A 22,539-nucleotide genomic window follows, 5' to 3' on the forward strand; every position below is an offset into this window, starting at 1 on the left:
CGGTTGCGGGTTCGCCACTCTCGATCGGGTACGGCGGGTAGACGAGGTTGGCCGCGAGGTCGGAGTCCGAATCCGCCTTGCAACTGGCCGAGGCTTTCCCTCTCTTCGAGCGCAGACGTTGTCCGCCACACCGGCGACCGTGATCACCGCGCGCCGCCGTACGAATGCCCGGCCAGGATCACCGGCCCGTCGATCTGCTCCACGAACGACTTGATGTAGGCGGCATCGGCGGACAGGCTGTAATTGAAGACTGGCGGCGCCAGCACCCGGTGGCCCCGCCCGAGCGGTCGCTCGGTGACCGGGGACCTACTGGATGCGTCAGCGAAAGCGCCGTGCACCAGAACAATTGTGGGGGTTGCGGACGGCATGCATCCAGTGTTCGGCAGATACGCATCGATCCGCCCCGCAGCAGGTATTTGCCGTCGACGAGGTTCACCGGAACGTTGTCAGCCACTCGGGTGCAGATCGTCGAGGCCGATCAAGACTGTTTCGCCGTCCGTGGCCGCGTCGCGCAGCGCCGGCATGAACCCCGCCGCGCTGTAGCAGGCAAGGCGGGTGTGGGTGGTGTCGAATCTGGCGGAGAGCCGTTCTCTGATACGGCGGAGCCGGTCGAGATGGCCGATACCCATCACGTCGTTCCATTTGGCTTCGCCGATCGAGAGCAGGACCTCGCGGCCGTCGGGGAGTTCGCCGAACACTGCAATGTCGATCTCGTGGGTTGCCTTCTCGGTGGGGTCGTTGACCATTCCACTCCCAACACGGGAGATGTGGCCGCCGAACACCTCATCTGTGGCATGCTCGGCGACCCAGTTCCGGCATATTTCCTCGAAATGCGGCCCTAGCACGTTGCTTTCGAACCTGTGCCGGCGTCGCTGCCACAGGCGTTCGGTGTTGCGCCCACGCTCCCATTCGGTCCAGTCGGGTCGCAGGATTGCCTGATAGAAGGTGACGAGTGGTTCGTTGATCCGATAGATCATGCGGTTGCCGCGGAACATGTCGCGTTCCCGGCGCACCAGCCCGCAGTCCTCGAGGACCGCCAGCGGGTGGGTGATATCGCTAGCCTTGCGTCCGATGTAGGAGGCAATGCCGCCGCTGGTCGAATTGCCGTGTGCGACCGCCGCCAGCACCGAGTGGTACAGGCCCGGATCGCGCAATCCGGGTTCCTCGCTGAGCAGATATCGGGCCTCACGGAACAGCGGGCTGGAGGGATTGAGCACCGTTCGCGATACCCAGGCGTCGAAGTCGTCAGGACCGGCGGGCGTATCGTCTTCGACGAATTCGCGTCGATACGCTGGTGTTCCCCCGACGATCGCGTGCACCTGCACCGCCAGCCGCGGATCGTCGATCGCCCAGAAATTCGCCGCAGCCCGGTTTCCAGGGTGGGCACGATCAGCTCCAAGCCGGCACGTCCGCGCAATGGCGCGCCGCCGGACAGCAGCGAACCCATGAACGACATCGCCGAACCGCACAGCAGCAACCTCGCCCGCGAGCGGAGCCGTTTGGCTCGGCGCGGCGCCAGCGCCGACTGGATGATCGACGGCAGCGACGGGCTGGCCTTGGCGAGGTACGGAAATTCATCGATGACAACCGGCAGCTCGCGTTCGGCGGTCACTGCGAGCAATGTGTCGACTGCCTGACGCCAATCGTCGAACCTGATCGGCAACGATGAACCCGTGAACTCCGCCACCGCCGCGGCAAGGTACCGCAGCGACTCCGCCTCGGTGGCTTGGTCGGCCGCGAAATAAAACCCGCCCGTGGCCTCGCACAGTGCCTCCAACAAGAAGGTCTTGCCCTGCCGCCGCCGACCCGACACCACGCCGAGGGTCGCGTGCGGCTGCCCGCTGGTGACGAAACCGGCGAGCGAGCGCCACTCCCGCTCACGGTCGAACATGTCGGCTGGCTTGGTGACCAGTGGGACCACCTTTCTCATTTGAGACATCCCAGGGCTTAGCTTGTCAAGCTGCGGCTTGTTGATCTTGGGTGTGGTGTGTCCAGGCGGTGGTCTCGTTGTAGAGGGTTCCGGATTTGAGGCAGCCGTGGAGGATGCCCACGAGCCGGTTGGCGACCTGACGCAGGGCGGCACGGTGGGCTAGGCCGCGGGCGCGTTGCTTGTCGTAGTAGGCGCGGGCTCCCGGCGATACGTTGAGCGCACTGAATGCTTGGGCCATCAGCGCGTCGACGAGCCGGTCCTGGTGCACGAACCGGGCCGCGACGACCTTCATTTTCCCCGAGGCGCGGGTGATGGGGCTGGTCGCGGCATAGTTCTTGCGGGCCTTGGCGCTGGCGTAGCGGGTGGGGTCGTCCCCGAACTCGGCGAGCACCCGGGCGCCGAGGATCTTGCCCAGTCCTGGCTGGGACAAGATGATCTCAGCGGCCGGGTGCCGGCCAAAATGGGCCTCGACCTCCCCTTGCAGGACTTTCACCTGCTCGTCGAGGGTGGCCAGGACCGCGACCGCGGCGCGGGTCCCTGCCGCGTAGGCCGCCGCGATGACCTGGTTGCGGCCCAGCTGCTCGCTGCGCAGGATTGCCTGGATACGGGCGGCTCTAGCGTCGAGGTCGCCGCGGCGGCCGGCCCGCTTCAGCGCGGCCCGGATCTGGTTGAGCGACAACCGCGCCGCGGCGGCCGGGTCGGGTGCCTTGCCGAGCAGCTCCAGGGCGTCGGGAGCGTCGAGGTCGTCGAACGCTTCCAAAGCGGCGGGGAAGTACTCCCGCAACGCGTACCGTAACCGCTGCGTGTGGCGGGTGCGTTCCCAGATCAACGTTTTATGTGCTCGCGCAACAACTTTCACCGCTTCTGCGGCGGGACTGTCCCCGGCGACCGGACGCAACTGGTGCGCGTCGGTACGGACCATGTCGGCAAGGGTATGCGCGTCGGCGGCATCGCTCTTCGCACCCGAAACGCTGCGGCGTTCCCGGAACCGGGCCGCCTGCAACGGGTTCACCGCGTACACCGTGTAGCCGGCCGCGATCAACGCCGCGACCCACGGGCCACGATCGGTTTCGATCCCGATCCGTACCTGCGCGGCATCGGCGTCGTCGCCGAGGTGTTCACCGATCATGGCGTGCAGCCGGGTGATCCCGGCGATCCCTTCCGGTAATCGAGCCTTGGCCAGCCGTTTCCCGGCCTCATCCATCAGCTCGACATCGTGGTGGTCCTCGGCCCAGTCATCACCGACCAGCAGCACAGCTGTTCCCTCTTCATCGTTGTCGGACACCAAATCCGGCAGCGTGCGGGAGAACGTCGGCGACCTAATGAATCGGTGCTCACGCCGTCATGCGGCAGGCACGACATCCCATCAGCGATCCATTTCTCCCGGCCGACCGGCAGGGGCACGATCTCAAAGCAGGACTCGAAGTCCGGGGCGAATCAGTGCTCACCTACCAGCCGCTACCAGTAGCGAGTCTGCCCGATCGACCGACCCGCTACATCTCATTAGGAAGTATAGTTCCACTAACTGTACTTCCTCATTGTGGTCGCCTCGGCTTCCGGGCTGGCCATCGTCGACATTCCATACGCCTTGGTGCGCCGCTACCAGCGCGCGGGCCAGCCGATGCCGGCACATGCCGCCGAGCTTGCCGAACAGGCCCGGCGTCGTCCTCCGCGATACCTAGTGGTCATGCTCGCGCCTGCCCATTGAAGTGGGCGGTGGTGGAATGTCGTTGGTGTGCAAGGAGTCCCGTCCAGAAGTCGTGGCGGACCGCGTCCCCACGGCTCCCCGACCGATTCGCCGCATGCCCGATCGGCATGATGGTCGGAGCCATCCTCCGTCGCGCCAACTACCATTGCGGCATGTCCGGTCCGCGTATCGAGCGTCCAGATCTCCCGGAGTACATGACGTGGGAGGAATTGGAGCGACTTCCCGAGGATGTCGCGGAGCAGATCGAGCTGTGGAACGGCCGTGTCGTCTGGGTGCGCCGTGGTCCCTCCGAGCATCAGACATTCACACGCCGCCTGACGAATTCAATCGAAGGTTGCGCACGGAAGGTGATGTCGGAGCATTCGCAGAGCTGCTGGCGTGTCGACTTCGAGACGAATGTCTTCTTCGGGAAGAGCGGGAAGTCTGACTTCCTGACACCCGACTTTCTTGTATTTCGCTGCCTCGAATCCCCCTACCAGGACGTCCGTGCAGGCGACGTGGCACTGGCCGGCGAGGTCTTGTCCCCGTCCAACACACAGACCGATATCGAAGCGAAGAAAGGCCGCTACGCGAGCGCCGGTATCCCCTGGTACTGGGAAGTCACTCTGGCCCCTGGTTCGAGCGCCATCGCAACCGTCCGCGCGTACGCCCTCGAGACTTCACCCGGCCGCCTCCCACCGGGGGTGCACCCATTGCGTTCCGCAAACTATCTCTTGACCGGCGAATGGACCCACGACAACCTGGACGGCATCGAGATCGACTTCCCGTTCCCGATCAGCATCCCCTGGTCCGAACTCGAGTACTGACTCGACGGCTACTCGGCTCGGCCTCCGTGGTCGCGCTCGCCGAGCGGCACAACCCGACCCATGCCGCGACCACAGATCGACGGCACTTCACCGTGGTTCGGCCCGGGCGCGCGGCGATCCCTTTACCCTGCTGCCGTGGCTGGTTCGAGCTCTGGGGCGGGTAGGATTCCGCGTTGGGATGCCATACGCGACCACAGGGCTCTACGGCCAGCACACCGCGGCGACCGGGCAGGAATTCAGTTCTCGCGCAGTGGATCTCGCCTACTTCTACACTCAGGGCCAACCCTGGCTGGTGAATGCCCTGGCCGCGGAGGTCGTCGATCGGATGCGGGTCGAGACGGTGATCACCGACGACCACATCGACGAGGCGAAGGAGCGGTTGATCATTGCCCGCGCCACCCACCTGGACTCTCTGGTCGCCAAACTCGAGGAAACCCGGGTGCGGCGCGTTATCGAACCGCTTATCGCAGGGACCCTTCCGAACGTCGACCTGACCTTCAACGATGCCATCGCCTACGTTCGCGATCTCGGTCTCGTCGCCACCGGCAAGACGGTGCGCATCGCCAACCCGATCTATAACGAGGTCATCGTCCGGGTTCTCGGCAGTGGAGTCGAAAGTGTCATCCTCGCCGAGCCCAGCAGCTTCCGATTGCCCGACGGACGCCTCGATTTCCCACGACTACTCACCGAATTCGCCGCGTTCTGGAAACTGAACGGGGAAATTCTCACCGCACAGCAGGGATACCACGAAGCCGCCGCGCAACTGGTGATGATGGCGTTCCTGCACCGGATCGTCAACGGCGGCGGCTATATCGACCGTGAATACGGTGTCGGCCGCGGCCGTATCGACCTGCTCGTCCGCCAGCCCTACATCGATGTCGATGGCCGCCGAGCCTGGCAGCGCGAAGCCATGGAACTGAAGGTGTGGCGGGAGCTCTATCTGTGCGGCGATCTCCTCGGGGAGGCGCTCCAACTCCTCCCAGGTCATGTACTCGGGGAGGTCCGGACGCTCGACACGCGGAACGGGACATGCCGCATCGTAGTAGTTGAGCGACACGTGGAGGACGCCTTTCTGAGGTGGCGTGGCTCGAAGGCGGCATGGTCGGTGTGCGGGACAGCAAGAACCCGACCGGTCCGGCGCTGGTGTTCACGCCGGCGAATGGGACGCTTTCACCGCAGGTGTGCAGGGTGGAGAGTTCACGCGGCCGGAAATACTTGCGTGAGGCGCGCCAGGCAGCAAACATGTCGCTCGACGAGGTCTCGACGCTCATGCAGTGGTCTTCGAGCAAGCTGCAACGCGCGTCGAGAAGGGCCAATCACGGCAGGTCCGCACCGTCGATGTCGAGGCACTGTGCCGGTTCCTCGACATCGACGACGAGACCGCCACCGCACTTGAGGGTCTGGCCTTGCAGGCATCGGTCAAGAGCTGGTGGCATTCGTACCCTGACCTCATACCGGGCAACTTCAATGGGTATGTGGGGCTGGAATCCAGCGCGCAACATCTGATCCTCTACAGGCCGGATATCATTCCGGGACTACGCCAGACCCCGGACAGTGCTCGCGCGCTCGATCGGGCTTACTTCCCCGACGATCAGCCTGAGGACTTGGATCGACGTGCACAGCTCCGCGCCAAACGACAAGCTCGGATCAACCGTATGGTCGAGCATGCTGACCAAGAATCCTTTGGCATGCGTCTTATGTTTGTAATACACTTGCCTTATGGCTACCACGATCACCTTCCGCCCCACCCCCGATGACGAGAGGATCATCGAGCACGCCCGTCATGGCGGTGAGAACACCACCGATGTCATTCGCCGCGCCCTGCGCCTGCTCGACCAAGAAGCCTGGCTCGAGCAGTTCCGTGTCGACGCCGTCAAGCTTGCCGACGAGGATCTCAACGCCGAGGAAGATGCCTGGTGATCCGGGGGGCCGTCTACCAAGTCGACCTGGGCGAGTACAAGCGCGGACACGAACAGCGCGGACGGCGGCTCGGTGTACTTGTCTCCCCGACCGATTCGCCGCTGTCAGTGGTCACGATCGTGCCCACCTCGACCACAGCCGGGCCGTCGATCCACCGGCCCGCCGCAGTTGTCGCCGGACGCGAAACCAGGTTGCTGGTCGACCAGGTCCGCGCCGTCGACACGATGTACATCGGCGACATGGTCGACTACCTGCCGCGTGACGTCCTGGCCGAGTTGGATCACGCGCTGGCGCTGTATCTCGGGATCGGCTGAAACCAGGGCTGGATCGGGCGACCGGGGTCATGGCCGTGCCTGCTCGTTTTCGGTCGAGGTGGCGGAATGTCGTTGGTGTGCAAGGAGTTCCGTCCAGAAGTCGTGGCGGACCGCGTCCCATAGTTTGGTCATTTCCGGTAGCTGTTCGCGGGCTTGTGCGAGGTCGGGGTACCGGCCAGGTGTGAATGACACTGTCGGTGTCGAGTTGGATGTGTTGTGCACGAAGATGATTGAGATGCGGTGGTGGTCCAGTCGCCAGGTGGCCCGGAAGCCGTCGGCTTCGGTCTCGTGCATGTCGTCCATTCCGCATAACTCCCGTTCGCTTCGCGTGTTTTCGAACGGGCGGGTGACGAGCGTGCGGGGGTCGGTGAGTGCGTCGAGCACATTCAGCAGCGTTTGCATGTCGGGGCCCACTGATACGGGCAGTTGATCGGCGGCTGGTTCGAACCTCAGACCGCGGGTGGCGGCACGTTCACGCGGGCTCAATGCCGGGGGAACGAGTTTGCCCGCTCGTACCAGTCGGCTGAGTGCCGTTGCCTTTCGCGGGCATTCGATAGCGCGACATGTTTTGTGCTGCTGCATGATTCGATGCGATTGCGCGACGGTGAGTTCGTGGTCGGGGTAGGTGTGGGCGGGGCCGATGGTGCCGGGCTGGGCACGCGCCCATGTCACGGCTGGGCACACTGTTTCGAGGTCGCATGTCTCGCAGACTCGTGCTGGGGTGTTGTTCACGGTAGTGAGGTCGTGGACGACGAGGGTGGCGGCGTGGACTCCGATTGCGATGGTGAGCGCGTATCCGATCGGATCGGGTTCTCTTTCCGGGGGCGGACGGTGTAGAGGTAGTGGTAGCCCAATTGTTCGGCGTGGCGGCGGATCTCGGTTGCGTGGCGGGGCGCGTGTAGTCCGGACACGTCGGTCCGTACCAGCCCTACGGCTTTCGGTTTCTGTGCGTTGTGGATGACTGGCCGGTCGGCCTGCTCCGTCGTGTGTGCGTGCATTGTTGTCCCCGAATCATGTTGGTGGCGTGTGGTTTCCGTGGCATCGGTGGCTGCACTCGCCCGCTGGATCGGTTCCGCCCGAACGCCGAAAACCAGGACACCACCAGCGACCGACGGATACCATCAAAAGCGAGAACCCAGACCTGGTTTGCTCAAATGCCCAGGATGGGACTCGGTTCTGGAGCAGATAGAGATCGATTTCCAACCCCGCACGACTCGATTTCAGGAGACCCCTGTGACCAGCCCTGATGAAGAAGGCCCCTCGTCGACCCTGCCGCGCCGCCAACTCGGACGCTTCCTGCGCGACCGCCGCGAAGCAACCGGGTTCACCCTCGCCGAGCCCGCGAAACTAGTTGACCTGTCCAGGGCGGTACTCCAACGCTTGGAGACCGGCCAGATTCAGAAGGTCCGCAAACAGGATGCGCAGGCGCTGTGCGAGGTGTACGGCGTCGATGCGGCTGAAACGAAGGCGGCTGTCGACCTTGCGGTGCAAGCCAAGGCCAAGAGCTGGTACCACGCGTATGGCGGTCTCTACAGCGGGGCTTTCAACATGTACGTCGGGCTCGAAGCCGCCGCGCGGCGACTGACCACGTACCACGAACACGTCCCTGGTTGGTTGCAGACCGCCGACTACGCACGCGCTGTGATCGGGGCGTACCCGAAATTCAGCGGCGACGACACCGGCAGGAGGGTTGAGCATCGACTGCGGCGGCAGGCCCTCGTCACCCGCAAAACCAAGCCGGTGGAATTAGAAGTCCTTCTGCACGAGTCAGCACTGCATCGCGTAGTCGGCGGCCCGAAGATCATGGTGACCCAGCTCCGGCAGCTGGCCGAAATCTCCAAGCGGCCCAACGTCTCGTTGCGGATACATCCCTTCGGCGCGGGACTGACCTGGGGGATGCCGCATGGTTTGTTCATCGTCATGGAGTTCGACTCGAACGCCAAGTGTGAGCCCGTCGAGCCGCCGATTGTCTACTTGGAGGGAGGGCCAAACCAGGATGTATATCTGGAGAAGCCCGAGGAGATACGCCACTATAGTGAGCTTGCTTCGGCTATCCGGGGAACATCTCTGGGTGAAGTGGAAACGCGAGACCTGCTGCGGCGGGTGGCGAGGAGTTACGAACGGTGAACGGTGACCTATCCAGAGCGAAATGGCTCAAGAGCAGCCGTAGCGCCAGCGGTTCGCAGTGTGTCGAGGTGGCGTGGCTCGAAGGCGGCATGGTCGGTGTTCGGGACAGCAAGAACCTGACCGGTCCGGCGCTGATGTTCACGCCGGGTGAATGGGATGCCTTCACCACAGGTGTGCAGGATGGGGAGTTCGAGCGCCCTGCCTGACCGGGACTCGCACATGTAGCCGAATCGAGCAGCCCCGCTCCCGACCACCGCGCGGTCGGAGCGGGGCTGTTGCATACCTAACCCCATCTAATTCCCTTGCGGCGCAACGACTCTGGCGACTTTTTCGGCCGTGGCGGTGAGCTTCGCGGCCATGTCGGCGACAGCCGGGGCGTTGTAGACATCCTTGTTCGAGTCGGACATATTGCCTGACCAGCGGCGCATGTTGTAGAGCATCGGGGCGGTGCTGGCAACCGTGATTGCTCGGTCGACATGGTCGGGGTCGAGCGCGCCGACGCCGATGGCTACCTGTCCCGGGTCTCCCGCTGCAACCTGGCGTTGTGCCGTTGCATCAGGTCCACGACCTCGAGGTACTTCCGAGATCTCGAGGTCCCCAGCGGGGGGAGACCCGAGCGGTCGCGGAAACGGTCCAGGCTGAGCCAATAGCCTTTGAGGATGGCGCGTCGCTGGTCCGGACTCACGTCGTGCGAAGACAACTTGATGGCATCGTAAAGAACCCGCTGAGCGTCGAGGTACTGGTCGTAGACCTGCCTGTTCCAGCCGCCGAGGTTGGAAGGGAGAAGACTGCCCATCACGCGGTGGTTCACAACCGCGAACTCGTAGTCGGGATCTCCCGGGAAGGCTATCCCGTAGTCGATGATGATCAGGCGACCCTTCTTGTCGATGATCGTGTTCGCGTCCGTGATATCGGCGTGCACCAGCTCGAATCGTCTCGGCGCTAAGGTATCTGCGGCCGCGCGCACCGACGCCATGGGTCCGTCGTGGAGCAAGCCCACCGCGGCGAATATCTCGGCCAGCTCTTCCTTGTGCAACTCGAAAACCCGCTCATCGGCCTCGATGAGACGTAGGAGGAATCCCCGCGTATCGTCGCCAGTGGCCAAAAGCACGGATGGTGCAGGCAATTCCGACAGCGGCATCTCACTGAGCTGGTTGCGGACAACCCTCGCCTCGGCCGGCACCAGGCGTGCGAACTCATCGAGCGTCGGCCTACGGCCCTCGATGTACCGCTGAACGGAATATTTCACCCGCCGACCATCTGACAGCGTCCACTCGAACTCGCCCAGCACCCGGGGAATCCGATCGACATACCGGCCCGCCACCGCCAGCACCTGGTTCTCGTTCTTGTAGACCTGGAGATTCGGGCTGTCCCCCGCGCGCGGCTTCTCATACCGCACAACCTTGTCGCCGACTCGGATACTCACGTTGTGGAAACCCGACATCTCCACGGCACCCGGGAGTTGAGACCGCCGGAGCAACTCGTTCCCCTCATCCGGGGTCATCACCACCCCGGACTCGCCACCGAGATACCGGTACTCCCGACCCGGACGAATATCGCCGTGAACAAACCCGGTCACGGCCCGCCGCGGTCGCGGCCGCGGCGAGCGGGCGGGCGGCTGCTCCGCAGAAACCTCCACACCTGTACCCGCGAGGAATTCGGCCAACCGGCGCAGAGCGTCGCGTTGCAGGGCCCGGACCTCAGCATTGTCACCGAGGTCCGTCCATTCCGCGATGTCGGCTGTCGACCGCCCGTCCCGGAATCGCAGCATGAGCACCCGCCGGTGGTTCCGGGACAGTTGTCCGAGGCCACCCTCCAGCGCCAGTTCGTCGGCTTCGGCCAACGCCCGTCCCAACTGAGCGGACGTCGAGAAACCCACATCGGCCCGGAAAGCGGTGTGGAGCCGTTTTCGGATTGCGATGAACTCGCTGTGTTCCGATTCAATGTCTCTAGAGATACGGAAAAGCCATGCCTCGATAGCCGCCCGCCCCACCTGCAGCGTCGCGATGTCACGGGCGGCACGCCGGAACGTCCGTGCCATGATGTCCTCCACCCGGAGGTCCTTCTCCGGCAGCCACTGACGCGTCAAGAACTGATGCACCTTGTCCCGATAACGCTCGCGCAGCCATCCAAACGCCTCCTCGTCGCCTCCTTGGGCGGCCCGCACCAACGCCCATCCCGGCGAACGCGCTGACAGCCCCGCACCGTCGGTCGCCGAGACGCACTCGGCTATCCGATGCAGGTCGGTGACGACGGCATCGGCGCCCGCGCGAGCGAGCGCCTCGGCTTTGCTCGGCTCGGCGGCGTACCCGATGGACCGCAGGCCGACACTGTTCGCGGCGGTGATCGCATTGCCGATCACGATGCACCCCTGCCTCTCCGAGGCGGTTTGGCGGAGGCCGAGGTTGGCGAGGGCCCACCCCAACGGCAAGGAGTTCGGCTGGAAAAAGGCTCGATCCATGCCCCGTCGACCGGACACTTTGGCAATAAGGTCACCCAGGCCGCGCCTGTCCATATACTCGCGAATCGCCCGCTCCGAGATGGGACCGACCAACACCACCGGACGCCCACTGCGCTCGAGCACCTCGAGTAACGCTCGCGCGCCCGGCGTCGGCTCGGCGGACCGTGCGGCTTCGACCTCCAGCTCGGTGAGCAGCTCCACGATCCGGAGCTTCGGCACTCGGTCGAGCCGATGCGCAAATCTCAACACCGCCATTGGATCCCGCGCTTCGACGACCTCCCGCGGGAGGTCGAAACCCTCCTCCGTCAGGCGCCCGCAGAGCCGGTCGGCGAGCTCTGCCCGCGACAGGTGCGCGTAGAAGTCGCAGATCGGGCCATCGACCTGCACCAGCGCATACTCCGTGGATTCCAGAACGGCACGCAGTCTTTCGGGGTCGTCCACCTCGACCGGCTCCGGCGCGAGGTGGTCGGCCTGCTGATTCGAGGGCGTGTTGTCCACGGGCGGCACGTCTTGCACAGGCGCCTCGGAAATCGACTTTTCGCTAGCGGGTGCACTCTCCTTGGCGCGCAAGGGTTTGTCGGGGCTGGAGACGTCGCCGCCCCCGATCATGGCTGCGGGCCGGGCACCGTCGGAACTGGGTTCGGGCGTCGGCTGGTGTGCCGATGGCGGCGCGAGCGCTGCCTCTGTTATGCCGTCGCCGGCTGGTTGGTCAGGTGTGTGCGTGCCAGTCGTATGTGGAGCCCAGGTCGGTTGGGCAGGGTGGTGCTCGGTGGCGCCGTCCCCGGCGGGGCCGGGCGGAACAATCAGCTTGCGGCCGCCCAGGCTGCTGTCCACCCCCGGGAGAGCGGCAGCGGTGTTTCGGCATGCCGCGCAGTTATCCAGGTGCTCCTTGATCTCGGCCCCGACCTTTCGACCCAGACCTCTGAGTACCCACATGCCGAGCTGCTCCGCTGTGGAGCGGCATGACTTCGGCAGGTAATGGGATAGATCGTGGAGCAATACCCGGCTAGCTACTACACCCGTGCGGCGTAGGTACGGACCGACGACCAAATCCAAGTATTGCTGTTCCCACCGTTTGCAGGCGATCTTGGTGAAGATGACGTAGGTCAGGTAGCGGTGGCGCAGGAACTCGGGCGACTGCGACGGAAAGTCTCGCGAGGCGGGATAGTGCACGCCCCACAATGCATCCTGGCCGTACAGCCCATCGTGGCCGTTTAGCCCATCGCCGCCGTTCAGACTTAGCCACAATGCGTACTCTTGCGGAGTGAGGACAGGATCGTGCTCCACCCCCATGAGGTTGTAGCCCTCTGCATAACGCCCCGCCACCATGAGGTTGTGACCTTGTGCGCGCACCACTCGTCCCCCGACGAAGGACAGGTAGCCGTCGCGAATCTGGTCGGTCTGAGGCAGCTCATCCCCGGACCACGCCGAAATGTACTGCGCGAAGGGCGGTTTCAGGTCCGCATTGGCGGGAGATGACTCGCCTACCGGCGTGCCATACGGCATGGTCCGGTACTTCCAGACATCGATCTCCCCACGGCCCGGAATGACCCGTCGTTGCTTCAGCAGCAACGGTCCGGGCGTTGCATTGGGCGCCTTCAGCCATATCTCGGCTGCGAGTGTCAACCGTATGGCTACGCCGAGGGCCTTATAAAGCGGGGTTCGTAGAGTCGCCCGCCTCCTCATCCAGTCTTTTCGCTCCTCGCTTTCGAGCCACGCCAGGCCGGATAGCTCCCCCTCCCGTGCCCTCTCGAGGCTCCAGAAGTACCAGAAGCTTTTCTTGTACGGAAGCAGCTCTTCCATGAGCTCTTCGAGAGTCGGATCGGCGGGTATTACATAGGCAGCGGGCACTATCAGTTTGCTGGTCGGGTCGGGGGGCACGATCAAGCCGGAGGGCACTATCAGACTGCTGCCGCTGGGAGTTCCGCGCCCGGACCAGGTCAGGCGGTCTCGGCGACCGACCGAGTCCCGCTGGGTCTCCATGCCGCCGTCGGATGTGGTGACCCGCCCCCACGGGCCGCTCAGCACGGCGAGCGGGCGCAACACGGGATCGGTGGCGAGCTGCTGAGCGGTCGAGTGAACGTCTTCGGTGGCATCTTTGTAGCGCTCGGCGTCGCTCTGCGGAGGTCCGGGAGGAGCTGATTGTGTGCCGTCGTCCGGTGTCGGTCTGTCGTCTTTGTGCGGTGAGTCGGTGCTGGGCGGCGGGTCCTGTGCTTGCGCCGGCTCGCGTGCTGCGGCCCAGGGGTTCTTCGGCTTGCTGGACCGGCGGTCGTCCGGCTCCCCCTGCGCGGGCGGCCGCGCGGAGCGGTCATCCTGCCGATCATCGCCAGGTGGCGTGTCGTGGGCGCTGCTGCTCCACGGCGTCTTCAATGGTGAATCGTCGTCACCCGCTTCCGACCGCGCGGCACCGGTCGACTCGGTGCGTGCGTCGACCACCGCGTGGGTGGCTGGGCGGTCTTCGTGGGAATGCGGCGCAGTGTCGGCAGGGCCGGTTGGGCTGGTGGCGAATTCGCCGGGATCGAGGTATCCCTGGTGGGCCTGCTCGTCCAGCCGTTTCGCGTTCTCGTGCGCCTTGTTGTACCAGTCGGCGTGCTCAACCAGATCGTCGACGTCCAGCATCCGCTGTGCCTGTTGCGCGATCACCGGCCCTTTGTCCCCGGCCAGTAGATTTTCCGGCCACCTCCCGTGCGACTCGCCCAGATACTCGCCAAGCGTGTCCGTCAACTCGTCACGCTCACGACGCAATTGCGCCAGACGCGAATCGCGCGGGCCCAGCTCCTCCGGATTTTCCCCCAACCGCGCGGCGATACGGTCGCGTTCCGACCGGGCCTCTGCACGCTCCTCGTAGGCGCGGACGGCCCCGCCTAGTTTGCGGGCCTGCCGATCCCACTGATCGTATTCATCGACTGCTTCGATGAGTGCATGCACCAGCGGATATTCCTCGGCCAGCTCGATCAGCCGAACGGTCTCCGGCGATCGCTGCGCCACGGGTTCTGCACTGGCCGCGAGCAGTATGTCCTCCACCCGTTGCCCGGTCAGCTTCCCCCGGTTCCCGGGCTCGAGCAGCTGGTGGGCCTCGGCCAGATCGGCCAGCTCCGTTCGCATCCCGTCGCGGTCACCACGCAATTGGGCCAACGTCGGCGAATTCCCCACCAACTCAACCGGATTTATCTCGAACGCCTCGCCTAGCTCGGCAAGCGCTGCCCTCGCCTGATCGCGGCGAGCCTCGCTAGCCGCCAATTTCCGCCGCAGCACGGTCGATCGGTCCGGCTGCGGCGCGTAGGGATCATTGTGCGGGCCGGAGTAGTGGAAGGTCGCCTGGTCCCCAGGGTTCGACCTGCCGCCCGCGGCCTCGCCCGGCAGGTTTTCGGCCACTATTGGGCGAAGCTTCTTGGCCAAATTCTGAACACCCCGGCGCAGGGTTTCTTCCACCTGCCTCCTGTTGCCCTGCACCGCACGCACAACGTCGTCGACTGACTGGCCAAGGACGTATCGCAGGTAGATGCACTGGTGCTGGCTCGCACTGTCGAGCTGCGCGACGGCGCGGAAGAATGCCACCCGATGGCTGGCACGAACCGCCAGAATCAGTGTCAAGTCCTCCCCGGCATTGCGAGGCACCGGCATCTCGGGCATATCCGGCACCGGCGGTTCCGGCAGGAGATGCTCAACCACTGCTGGTTCCGGGTTGGCGGGCTCGTCGGCCACTGTCCCGAGCCAATCGCCGACATCGACACTCGCCGCCGGCGTTGCCTCGGTCGCTCGCTGGAGCACAGTGTCGGCCAGGAACAATGCGGCGGCGACCTGGGCGATGTCGGTCGAAGTGCCGGATGTGCCGGAACTCTTTGTGCCGGAATTGTTTTCGCTCGTCTCGATACCCGGAGGGTTGTACGTGACGCCGGGACCGCTCTCCGGACACATGTACTGCACGCGGCCCCCGGCATCCAGTTCGAGGACGAACTTGACACCCTCGTGCTCGGCGTGCAGCAACCATTGACGATCCGGTCGATCGGGATTATCGGCGACGGCATTGTTCCGGAGGGCGCGTTCCCCTGCTTCGGTGATGATGCGCATAAAGGCGTCCAGGTCATCGACCCACTCGGCCGGGAACTTGGCGAATCCGGGTGCCTTGCTGTCCGGTCCTCTGCTTACCAGCACTTTGCCAACGGTGCGGCGGTTGATCCGTACCTTGTTCGGTGGCAACGGTGTCGGTGGTGGTGGTGTCGGGTTTCTGATAACCCCAGGTCCACTCGCCGGCCATGCGGTAGTGATATCGCGCTCTGACGGATCCGCAACGGCAGAGTTGTTACTGGGGGGATCGCCGGCAGCGGGAGTAGCATTCCCGGTTGTCTCGCCGGGCTCGTGAGCAGCGGAACCGGGAGTGCTGCCGGTGGCGGCCGGTTGCTTGTCGCCGGGCTCAACGGCTGCCGCATTCGCGTCGGAACTGCTTACGGCCGAACTGGTTTCACGCGCGGGGCGGCTGCCCGCTTGTGGCGCGTGTTTTTCCGTGGGACGCACCGGGTCCCCGGCCGCCAGATCGGGCGGGTAGAGGTGAATCACAGTGCCCTGTTTGTCGATCGCAATGACCTCCATGAGGCCACGGGTCGTCGGCGGGCGGCGTAGCCGGGCACCCAACTCGTCCGGGGTGACGTGGCTGTTGGCCAGGTTCACCACGATCCGGTCGGCCTGCCCCTCACCCACCTTCTCCGACAGTCTGACGACGACGTTGTCCAGTCGGTGGGTAATCGGCGCGTAGTGGTCGAAGATCCGGCCCTCGATGCGATAGTCAGGGTTCGCACGACCCTCGACACTGGGATTCTGCTCGATCCGGTAGCCCGCCCTGGCCAAGATCTGCGCCGACTCGTTCTCGAGTCGCAGCTGGCGGTTCATGACTTCGTCCGCGTTCGTCTGTTTCGCGCGCCGCCCCTCCGGCTGTGCGTCCGGATCGGGGTGGCGTGTGGGCCGGGTGCGAGCGGAATCCGGTTGCGGGCCTGCGGGTTCCTGCGGATCGGATGGCCGGTGGTCGTCACCTTCGGGCTGGATCTCCTCGCGCGCCAATCGCAACTCCGCGAGATCGGCGGCAACCTTCGGATTGCGTACCATCGCCATTCGTTCCGTCACCGCCGCCTCGAACCGGTCACGCACTGAGTCGTTCCCATCGGGATCACTGGAGATTCTCTTGTCCGGCCGCCCACCCGGACCAGACCGCACCTGCTCCGGCTCGAGCGACGCCTCGTCAACTCCGGGGTTCTCATCTACCGGGCGGGGTTCCACGCCTGCGCCCCGCGGTCGGCCGATCGCCCCGCGATCGTGATAGGCGGCGGTCGGTGGAGAGGTGGGACCAGCGGGACGGCGATGTCCGGGTCGGCCGGAACCGTCCATGAGCTTGTGCCGGAAATAGGCGTATACCAGTGCGGTTTCGAATGCGCTCTGCCGGTTGTCGGCGGTGTCCTCGTGCCCGCCTTCCGCGCTTTCGTAGAACCAGACCTCATGACCCTGGTCCTCCAGCAGTGCTGCCATTTTCCGGGCGTGGCCGGGGTGTACGCGGTCGTCGTTTGCGGAGGTCCGAAATAGGATCGGGGGATAATCCCGGTCGGCGTTGGTCTCGTGATATGGGGAGATGAGGTGGGCAGCCTCCTCTGGGATCTCGGGGTCACCGTATTCGGCGACCCAGCTTGCGCCCGCGCGCAGCAGGTGGAAGCGCCGCATGTCCACGAGGGGGACCTCGGCCACCAGAGCACCGAACAGTTCCGGAAAGCGCGTAAGCATCCCACCCATCAACAGTCCACCGTTGCTCTGGCCAATCGCACCCAGCTGCGCGGGTGTGGTGATACCGCGCTCGATTAGATCCTTCGCTACCGCGGCGAAATCCTCGAACACCTTGTGCCGGTTCTCCTTCACGACACTGGTATGCCATTTCGGCCCGTACTCGCCGCCACCGCGGATGTTGGCCACCACAGAGATTCCGCCGTCCACGAGCCAGGCCATTCCCTCCGCACCGAGATAGCAAGGCGTCTGCGAGTCTTCGAAGCCGCCATAGCCGTGCAGGATGGCCGGACCGGTCACGCCACGTTTCCGGGTGACGAAATACGGGATTCGGGTGCCGTCGTACGAGGTGGCGAAGAACTGCTCGGTGACCATGTCGGTCGCATCGAAGGCCGCCGGCGCCTGCTCGACCACGCTGACCTCGCCATCCACCGAGCCGGCCAGAACGCTGGTCGGTGTGGTGAATCCGCTGACCGACAGCAGGAATTCATCGCCGGCCGTCAGTGGGTCTACACCGATCACCGTTGCCGTCGCCATCTCCGGCACACCGCCGAGCGACCGGCGAGTCCAGCCATCAGCGCCGGGAGTGAGAATTTCGACCCTGGTCTGGACATCGGACAGCAATGTCAGCAGCAGGTGATTCTCCGTCCACGCGTAGTCATGCAGAACGGTATGTGCATCGGGGGTGAACAGCACCTCGAAGTCACGGTTGCCGGCAAGGAACGCATCGAAATCCGCTGTCAGCAGGCAACCGGTCGGGTACTCGCGGCCTCCGACAGCCCACGGGCTCTTGAGTTCCACCATCAACCGATTCCGCGACCACGTCGCCTGCGCGTCCAGCGGAACCTCGAGCAGCTGCGTCGAACCGTCGGGAAGCAGCACGTAGTACTCACGGTTGTAGAACTCCACATACCGTACGACCTGCTGCGGATCCATACCGGGCTTCACCTCGTACCCAGCCGCCACCACCCCATCGGTGACCTCGCCCTCGAGCAGCGTTTCTGCTTCGTTCAGCGGTGTGCCCCGCCGCCAGCGCTTGGCGATGCGGGGATAACCTGCCTTGGTAAGAGTGCCTGGTCCGAAATCCGTTCCGACATAGACGGTGTTCTCATCAGTGTTATTATCGGTCCGGCCCCACGCAAACCGATTCTTCGCCAATCGAAGGTAAAAGCCACCTTCTTCGGGGGGGATGCGCTGTTTTGTCAGGATATCGAATTCGCGCACCTCATTGTAATCACCGCCGCCGTGTGACAGGCTGATCAAGGCGCGGTGCTGCCCGGCACGCAGCACCTTCGCCCGCCCCCACACCCAGTTCTCGCCCTCTGCCTCGGTCAATGCGTCCAGATCGAGCAGGACCTCCCATGCGCGGGCGCCGTCGCGATAATCCGTGACAGTGATACGCCGCCATATCCCCTTCGGGTGTTCGGCGTCGCGGCGGAAATCGTAGAACCAATCACCGTAACGCTCTGGTTGAGCGACGCGGTCTTGGTGGCTGAGCATGCCGAGAATCCGCTCCTCGAGTGCGGCGAATTCCGGGGAGGCCGCGAACTCGGCGACCGTGCGTTCGTTGTGCACCTGCACCCAGGCCAGCTGTCTATCACCTGAGACTTCCTCCTCGAGCCACAGATGAGGATCGTCGCCCCCGACCTGCGCGCCGGCCATCGGCTGGTGAGGCAGGTGCGCCGACATCTCGGGATCGGCTGAATCGACTTGCGAGGCAACGGGTTCAGGATGTTTCGAACGGGGAGGGCGGTCGTCCGGCTGTGGATTGTCTCCCCGCGCCCAACCGTGATCGCCGAAGGCGTTGAATTCCGCTTCCTCGGACGCGGTATCAGACGACGTCGGTGTTGCAGCGTCCTCGCCGGCTTCAGCAGCTTCCGCCGCGAGTGCCGCGCCCGCATGATTGTCGGGCGCAATGCCACTTTTCGCTTCTTCCGCCGGCCTAGCCCCGTCCCCAGCCTCAGGCGACTTCCCCTTCCAGCTCCACGGCGTTAGGCCCTTGCGGAAGCCGTACGCGACTGCACCGTCCGGAAGCCCGAACGCACCAGCGTTGGTGGCCGACTGCACTTCTCCCCATGGGTCGTCGATGTCCCCGATGCCGATAAGGTGGCCGCGCTGTGCTTTCTGCGGTAGTTGGGGATCGTCGTGGACGCGTGGGTTGTCGCCCTCGGTGGGAGCGTCTCGTGTCTCCGGATGATCACCACGCTGCTCGGGGTTGTCACGTGTCTTGGGAGCATCGTCCAGGGGTGCGTGCGCGGGCAGTGGCTGCGCCGTCGAGGTCTCGACAGCTGCCGGATCAGCGCTGCCGGTGTCTGGTTGCGGCACAATGATTCCGGCCGCGGACTCGGTAGTCGCGGCGTCGTGTGGCGTGGGGGGTGATGTCGGGTTGTGTTTGCTGGGCGGCGGGTCCTGTGCTTGCGCCGGCTCGCGTGCTGCGGCCCAGGGGTTCTTCGGCTTGCTGGACCGGCGGTCGTCCGGCTCCCCCTGCGCGGGCGGCCGCGCGGAGCGGTCATCCTGCCGATCATCGCCAGGTGGCGTGTCGTGGGCGCTGCTGCTCCACGGCGTCTTCAATGGTGAATCGTCGTCACCCGCTTCCGACCGCGCGGCACCGGTCGACTCGGTGCGTGCGTCGACCACCGCGTGGGTGGCTGGGCGGTCTTCGTGGGAATGCGGCGCAGTGTCGGCAGGGCCGGTTGGGCTGGTGGCGAATTCGCCGGGATCGAGGTATCCCTGGTGGGCCTGCTCGTCCAGCCGTTTCGCGTTCTCGTGCGCCTTGTTGTACCAGTCGGCGTGCTCAACCAGATCGTCGACGTCCAGCATCCGCTGTGCCTGTTGCGCGATCACCGGCCCTTTGTCCCCGGCCAGTAGATTTTCCGGCCACCTCCCGTGCGACTCGCCCAGATACTCGCCAAGCGTGTCCGTCAACTCGTCACGCTCACGACGCAATTGCGCCAGACGCGAATCGCGCGGGCCCAGCTCCTCCGGATTTTCCCCCAACCGCGCGGCGATACGGTCGCGTTCCGACCGGGCCTCTGCACGCTCCTCGTAGGCGCGGACGGCCCCGCCTAGTTTGCGGGCCTGCCGATCCCACTGATCGTATTCATCGACTGCTTCGATGAGTGCATGCACCAGCGGATATTCCTCGGCCAGCTCGATCAGCCGAACGGTCTCCGGCGATCGCTGCGCCACGGGTTCTGCACTGGCCGCGAGCAGTATGTCCTCCACCCGTTGCCCGGTCAGCTTCCCCCGGTTCCCGGGCTCGAGCAGCTGGTGGGCCTCGGCCAGATCGGCCAGCTCCGTTCGCATCCCGTCGCGGTCACCACGCAATTGGGCCAACGTCGGCGAATTCCCCACCAACTCAACCGGATTTATCTCGAACGCCTCGCCTAGCTCGGCAAGCGCTGCCCTCGCCTGATCGCGGCGAGCCTCGCTAGCCGCCAATTTCCGCCGCAGCACGGTCGATCGGTCCGGCTGCGGCGCGTAGGGATCATTGTGCGGGCCGGAGTAGTGGAAGGTCGCCTGGTCCCCAGGGTTCGACCCGCCGAGCCCCGGGGTGAGAGTCCCCGGGGCAACCCGGCGGGCCGGATCGGGCCAGACCTGATGTTGTGCAACGTGTTCAGGCTCGGGTACCACCGTCGCATGGATCGCCCAATAGCCACCGTTGCCCAAGTCTTCGACGCTATCGATGCGGTAGTGCAAGCCGCGTGCCAGTAGGAGGCCAGGAATGGAAGTCGGAGTGGGCGACAATCCGTTCAAGAACAACGCGGGAGTGCCCGCAGGGACGGTCAGCTCGAGGTGGAAGCGAGTTCCTTGCATTACGGGGATCTCCCCGATCACCGCTCGCACGAATTCGGGCAGTCGCTGGACGGTTCCCGTCGGATTGTTGGTCATGTCCAGCGGACTCTCGGCGGTGCCGTAGGTCACCACGATCGACTCCTGCAGCGGGCGGCGACCCAGGACGTCGTCGATGATGTCGATGATCCGGGCCAACTCCGGGGTGAGTTCAAGTTCTCCGCGCAGCGCGGCATTGACCATGGCGGCGATTTCGCGATCGGATCGATCGAGCGATGCGAAGGGGCGCAACACCGCACGCTCATCGTCGGTCAGCCGACTGACCACCTCAGCCCAGACTTCGTGCCCATATCGCGACCGTCCCTCGAAATCCGGAGCGCCCCCGTCGGCCAGGAATCGAACCTGCTGCGGCGTTTGAAACTGCGGAACCTGCTCGGGCGCGGGTGCCGTCGCGGATTGCGGTTCGGGCCAAGTCTGCTGTTGTGGAATGGGATCCGACGGTGCCGACACCTGAGGACGCGGTAGGCCGAACGCTGCCAAAGCCGCGGCCAGCTCATGGACTCTGAGGTCGGCGGCCAGGTAATCTTCCAGCGCATCCGCCAGCCGCTGGTCCAGCTCGGCTCTGGTGCGGGTGCTCCCGGTCCGGTCGGTGTTGAGAATGTTTATCCAGTTCGCGATCCACGATGCTGTCGCGAGGAAGTTCTCGACCAGTGCCGCCAGCTCGTCCCGGCCGATCAGGGTTCCCGGTTGCTCCATGACTGCGATCAGGGCCTTGAGCGCCGCGAAGTTATCTCGCAGCCCTAGATATCGCACCGACGCTTCGTCCAACGCGGCGCTGTTCGGACCCGCGGCATCCATGGCTTCCGCGGCCGGGGCCAGTTCCGCGGCGATCCGCTCCGAGACCATATGCAGGACATCGAGGTCGACGCCTTGCAACAGACCCGTGCCGTCGGCACGCACGCGCGTTTCGGCTGGTACTGCACTCAGCTTGGCCGCGGCCTCCGCAAGGCGACGAACAGCTTCATGGAAGCGGTCCTCCGCCTCGGCTCCCATCCGGGTCCGCTGGGCTGCGGTGGGTTGGACCTGTCGGATTTCCGCCTCCGCGGCAAGCGCCTGCCCGGCCGTCCGAAGCCAGTCGTCCACGGCGTCGGCGAAATGCCGCAGCAACCTGAGCCGGGCAGCGGGGATCGGCGCATTCGGGTTGTTCTCAACGAAGAGCAGCTCATCCAGCAGGGCGAGCATATCGGCATGTTCCGTGGCATGTTCCTCGGCGACCACCTCGCGCAGCGCCCGCAAGCGGTCGACGCTGCTCGGGGTGGCATAGGGCGAGGGCCTACCGTAGGGTTCTGCGCCGTGAAATAAGCCGTCACTCTGTTGTGCGCTCGGTGCGGTCTCCGGCGTTGTGCCCGAAGTTCGCTCACTGTTCGGTTTCTCCCGGCCGGGATTGACTGGACCGAAGTTGTTGAGCACCCAGGGCGCCTGGCCCCTGCGCCGGTCGAAGAATCCGTGATCGACCGCGGGATCGACGTCGCTGTAGAACTGCAGTTCCGGACCGACGGGCGGACCGCCGACGGCTCCGCCGGGACGGGATGCGCTATCGGAAGGTGTCGTGCCACTGGCGGCGGGAGCAGCTGATGTGCCAGAACTCCTTGTGCCGGAATCATTTTCGGACGCGCCGGTGGTGCTCGACGGCTGCGCGGGGGACGGATCGGGCGGTT

Annotated in this window: 14 protein-coding genes and 2 pseudogenes; 8 read left to right on the plus strand and 8 right to left on the minus strand. The window is 65.0% G+C overall.

The features are described 5' to 3' along the window. Positions 1-143: 143 nt before the first annotated feature. Positions 144-368: an alpha/beta fold hydrolase gene (locus tag ACV7NQ_RS20970; RefSeq protein ID WP_463361224.1), complete on the minus strand. Its 225-nt coding sequence runs from the start codon at positions 366-368 to the stop codon at positions 144-146. A gap of 78 nt (positions 369-446) precedes the next feature. Beyond that, complete coding sequence (locus ACV7NQ_RS20975) at positions 447-1,325, minus strand: ATP-binding protein (RefSeq protein WP_463361225.1); 879 nt, start codon at positions 1,323-1,325, stop codon at positions 447-449. A 54-nt stretch (positions 1,326-1,379) separates the two neighbouring features. Here ACV7NQ_RS20975 and ACV7NQ_RS20980 point away from each other — a divergent pair, with 54 nt between their 5' ends. Beyond that, on the plus strand, positions 1,380-1,637 hold the full coding sequence (locus ACV7NQ_RS20980; protein ID WP_463361226.1) for a hypothetical protein: 258 nt from the start codon (positions 1,380-1,382) through the stop codon (positions 1,635-1,637). 318 nt (positions 1,638-1,955) lie between these two features. Here ACV7NQ_RS20980 and ACV7NQ_RS20985 read toward each other — a convergent pair whose 3' ends face one another. Next, complete coding sequence (locus tag ACV7NQ_RS20985; protein ID WP_463365473.1) at positions 1,956-3,185, minus strand: IS110 family RNA-guided transposase; 1,230 nt, start codon at positions 3,183-3,185, stop codon at positions 1,956-1,958. 605 nt (positions 3,186-3,790) lie between these two features. Between ACV7NQ_RS20985 and ACV7NQ_RS20990 the strand changes: the two genes are divergently transcribed. Beyond that, on the plus strand, positions 3,791-4,444 hold the full coding sequence (locus ACV7NQ_RS20990; RefSeq protein ID WP_463361227.1) for a Uma2 family endonuclease: 654 nt from the start codon (positions 3,791-3,793) through the stop codon (positions 4,442-4,444). Positions 4,445-5,123: 679 nt separating this feature from the next. Here ACV7NQ_RS20990 and ACV7NQ_RS20995 read toward each other — a convergent pair. Next, positions 5,124-5,501, minus strand: coding sequence for a hypothetical protein (locus ACV7NQ_RS20995; protein ID WP_463361228.1), 378 nt, complete (start codon positions 5,499-5,501; stop codon positions 5,124-5,126). 20 nt (positions 5,502-5,521) lie between these two features. Here ACV7NQ_RS20995 and ACV7NQ_RS21000 point away from each other — a divergent pair. From ACV7NQ_RS21000 to ACV7NQ_RS21015, 4 genes and pseudogenes are all read left to right on the plus strand, one after another. Further along, positions 5,522-5,667, plus strand: a pseudogene (locus ACV7NQ_RS21000) (DUF397 domain-containing protein). A 252-nt stretch (positions 5,668-5,919) separates the two neighbouring features. Continuing rightward, a complete protein-coding gene (locus tag ACV7NQ_RS21005) occupies positions 5,920-6,201 on the plus strand; it encodes a Scr1 family TA system antitoxin-like transcriptional regulator (RefSeq protein ID WP_463365759.1) in 282 nt (93 codons plus the stop codon). Beyond that, entirely contained in the window at positions 6,164-6,364 is a 201-nt protein-coding gene (locus ACV7NQ_RS21010; RefSeq protein WP_463361229.1) for a hypothetical protein, read from the plus strand. Before ACV7NQ_RS21005 ends, ACV7NQ_RS21010 begins: the two co-directional genes overlap by 38 nt. Beyond that, positions 6,361-6,678, plus strand: a complete 318-nt coding sequence (locus ACV7NQ_RS21015; RefSeq protein WP_463361230.1) for a type II toxin-antitoxin system PemK/MazF family toxin — start codon at positions 6,361-6,363, stop codon at positions 6,676-6,678. The genes ACV7NQ_RS21010 and ACV7NQ_RS21015 overlap by 4 nt, the downstream gene beginning before the upstream one ends. A 27-nt stretch (positions 6,679-6,705) precedes the next feature. Here ACV7NQ_RS21015 and ACV7NQ_RS21020 read toward each other — a convergent pair whose 3' ends face one another. After that, a complete protein-coding gene (locus ACV7NQ_RS21020) occupies positions 6,706-7,350 on the minus strand; it encodes a hypothetical protein (RefSeq protein WP_463361231.1) in 645 nt (214 codons plus the stop codon). Positions 7,351-7,911: 561 nt separating this feature from the next. On the opposite strand from ACV7NQ_RS21020, the gene ACV7NQ_RS21025 reads away from it, so the two are divergent. Together ACV7NQ_RS21025 and ACV7NQ_RS21030 are read left to right on the plus strand one after the other, a co-directional pair. Further along, positions 7,912-8,805, plus strand: coding sequence for a helix-turn-helix domain-containing protein (locus ACV7NQ_RS21025; RefSeq protein ID WP_463361232.1), 894 nt, complete (start codon positions 7,912-7,914; stop codon positions 8,803-8,805). Next, on the plus strand, positions 8,802-9,011 hold the full coding sequence (locus ACV7NQ_RS21030) for a DUF397 domain-containing protein (protein WP_463361233.1): 210 nt from the start codon (positions 8,802-8,804) through the stop codon (positions 9,009-9,011). The genes ACV7NQ_RS21025 and ACV7NQ_RS21030 overlap by 4 nt, the downstream gene beginning before the upstream one ends. Positions 9,012-9,098: 87 nt before the next feature. Here the strand turns inward: ACV7NQ_RS21030 and ACV7NQ_RS21035 are convergent, their stop codons facing one another. The 3 genes and pseudogenes from ACV7NQ_RS21035 to ACV7NQ_RS21045 all read right to left on the minus strand — a co-directional run. Then, entirely contained in the window at positions 9,099-9,245 is a 147-nt protein-coding gene (locus ACV7NQ_RS21035) for a hypothetical protein (RefSeq protein WP_463361234.1), read from the minus strand. A 68-nt stretch (positions 9,246-9,313) separates the two neighbouring features. After that, entirely contained in the window at positions 9,314-16,645 is a 7,332-nt protein-coding gene (locus ACV7NQ_RS21040; RefSeq protein ID WP_463365760.1) for a CdiA C-terminal domain-containing protein, read from the minus strand. Then, a pseudogene (locus ACV7NQ_RS21045) lies at positions 16,646-18,691 on the minus strand (prolyl oligopeptidase family serine peptidase); the annotation flags it as partial. Between the last annotated feature and the right edge of the window lie 3,848 nt (positions 18,692-22,539).

The organism is Nocardia sp. Tas62D01, from assembly GCF_055232035.1.

Excerpts from the sequence above, each read along its gene's own strand:
- ACV7NQ_RS20990 (WP_463361227.1), top strand. The coding sequence starts at position 3,791 with ATGTCCGGTCCGCGTATCGAGCGTCCAGATCTCCCGGAGTACATGACG.
- ACV7NQ_RS20970 (WP_463361224.1), bottom strand. The coding sequence starts at position 368 with ATGCCGTCCGCAACCCCCACAATTGTTCTGGTGCACGGCGCTTTCGCT.
- ACV7NQ_RS21040 (WP_463365760.1), bottom strand. The coding sequence starts at position 16,645 with ATGGACGGTTCCGGCCGACCCGGACATCGCCGTCCCGCTGGTCCCACC.
- ACV7NQ_RS21035 (WP_463361234.1), bottom strand. The coding sequence starts at position 9,245 with ATGCTCTACAACATGCGCCGCTGGTCAGGCAATATGTCCGACTCGAAC.
- ACV7NQ_RS21010 (WP_463361229.1), top strand. The coding sequence starts at position 6,164 with ATGGCTACCACGATCACCTTCCGCCCCACCCCCGATGACGAGAGGATC.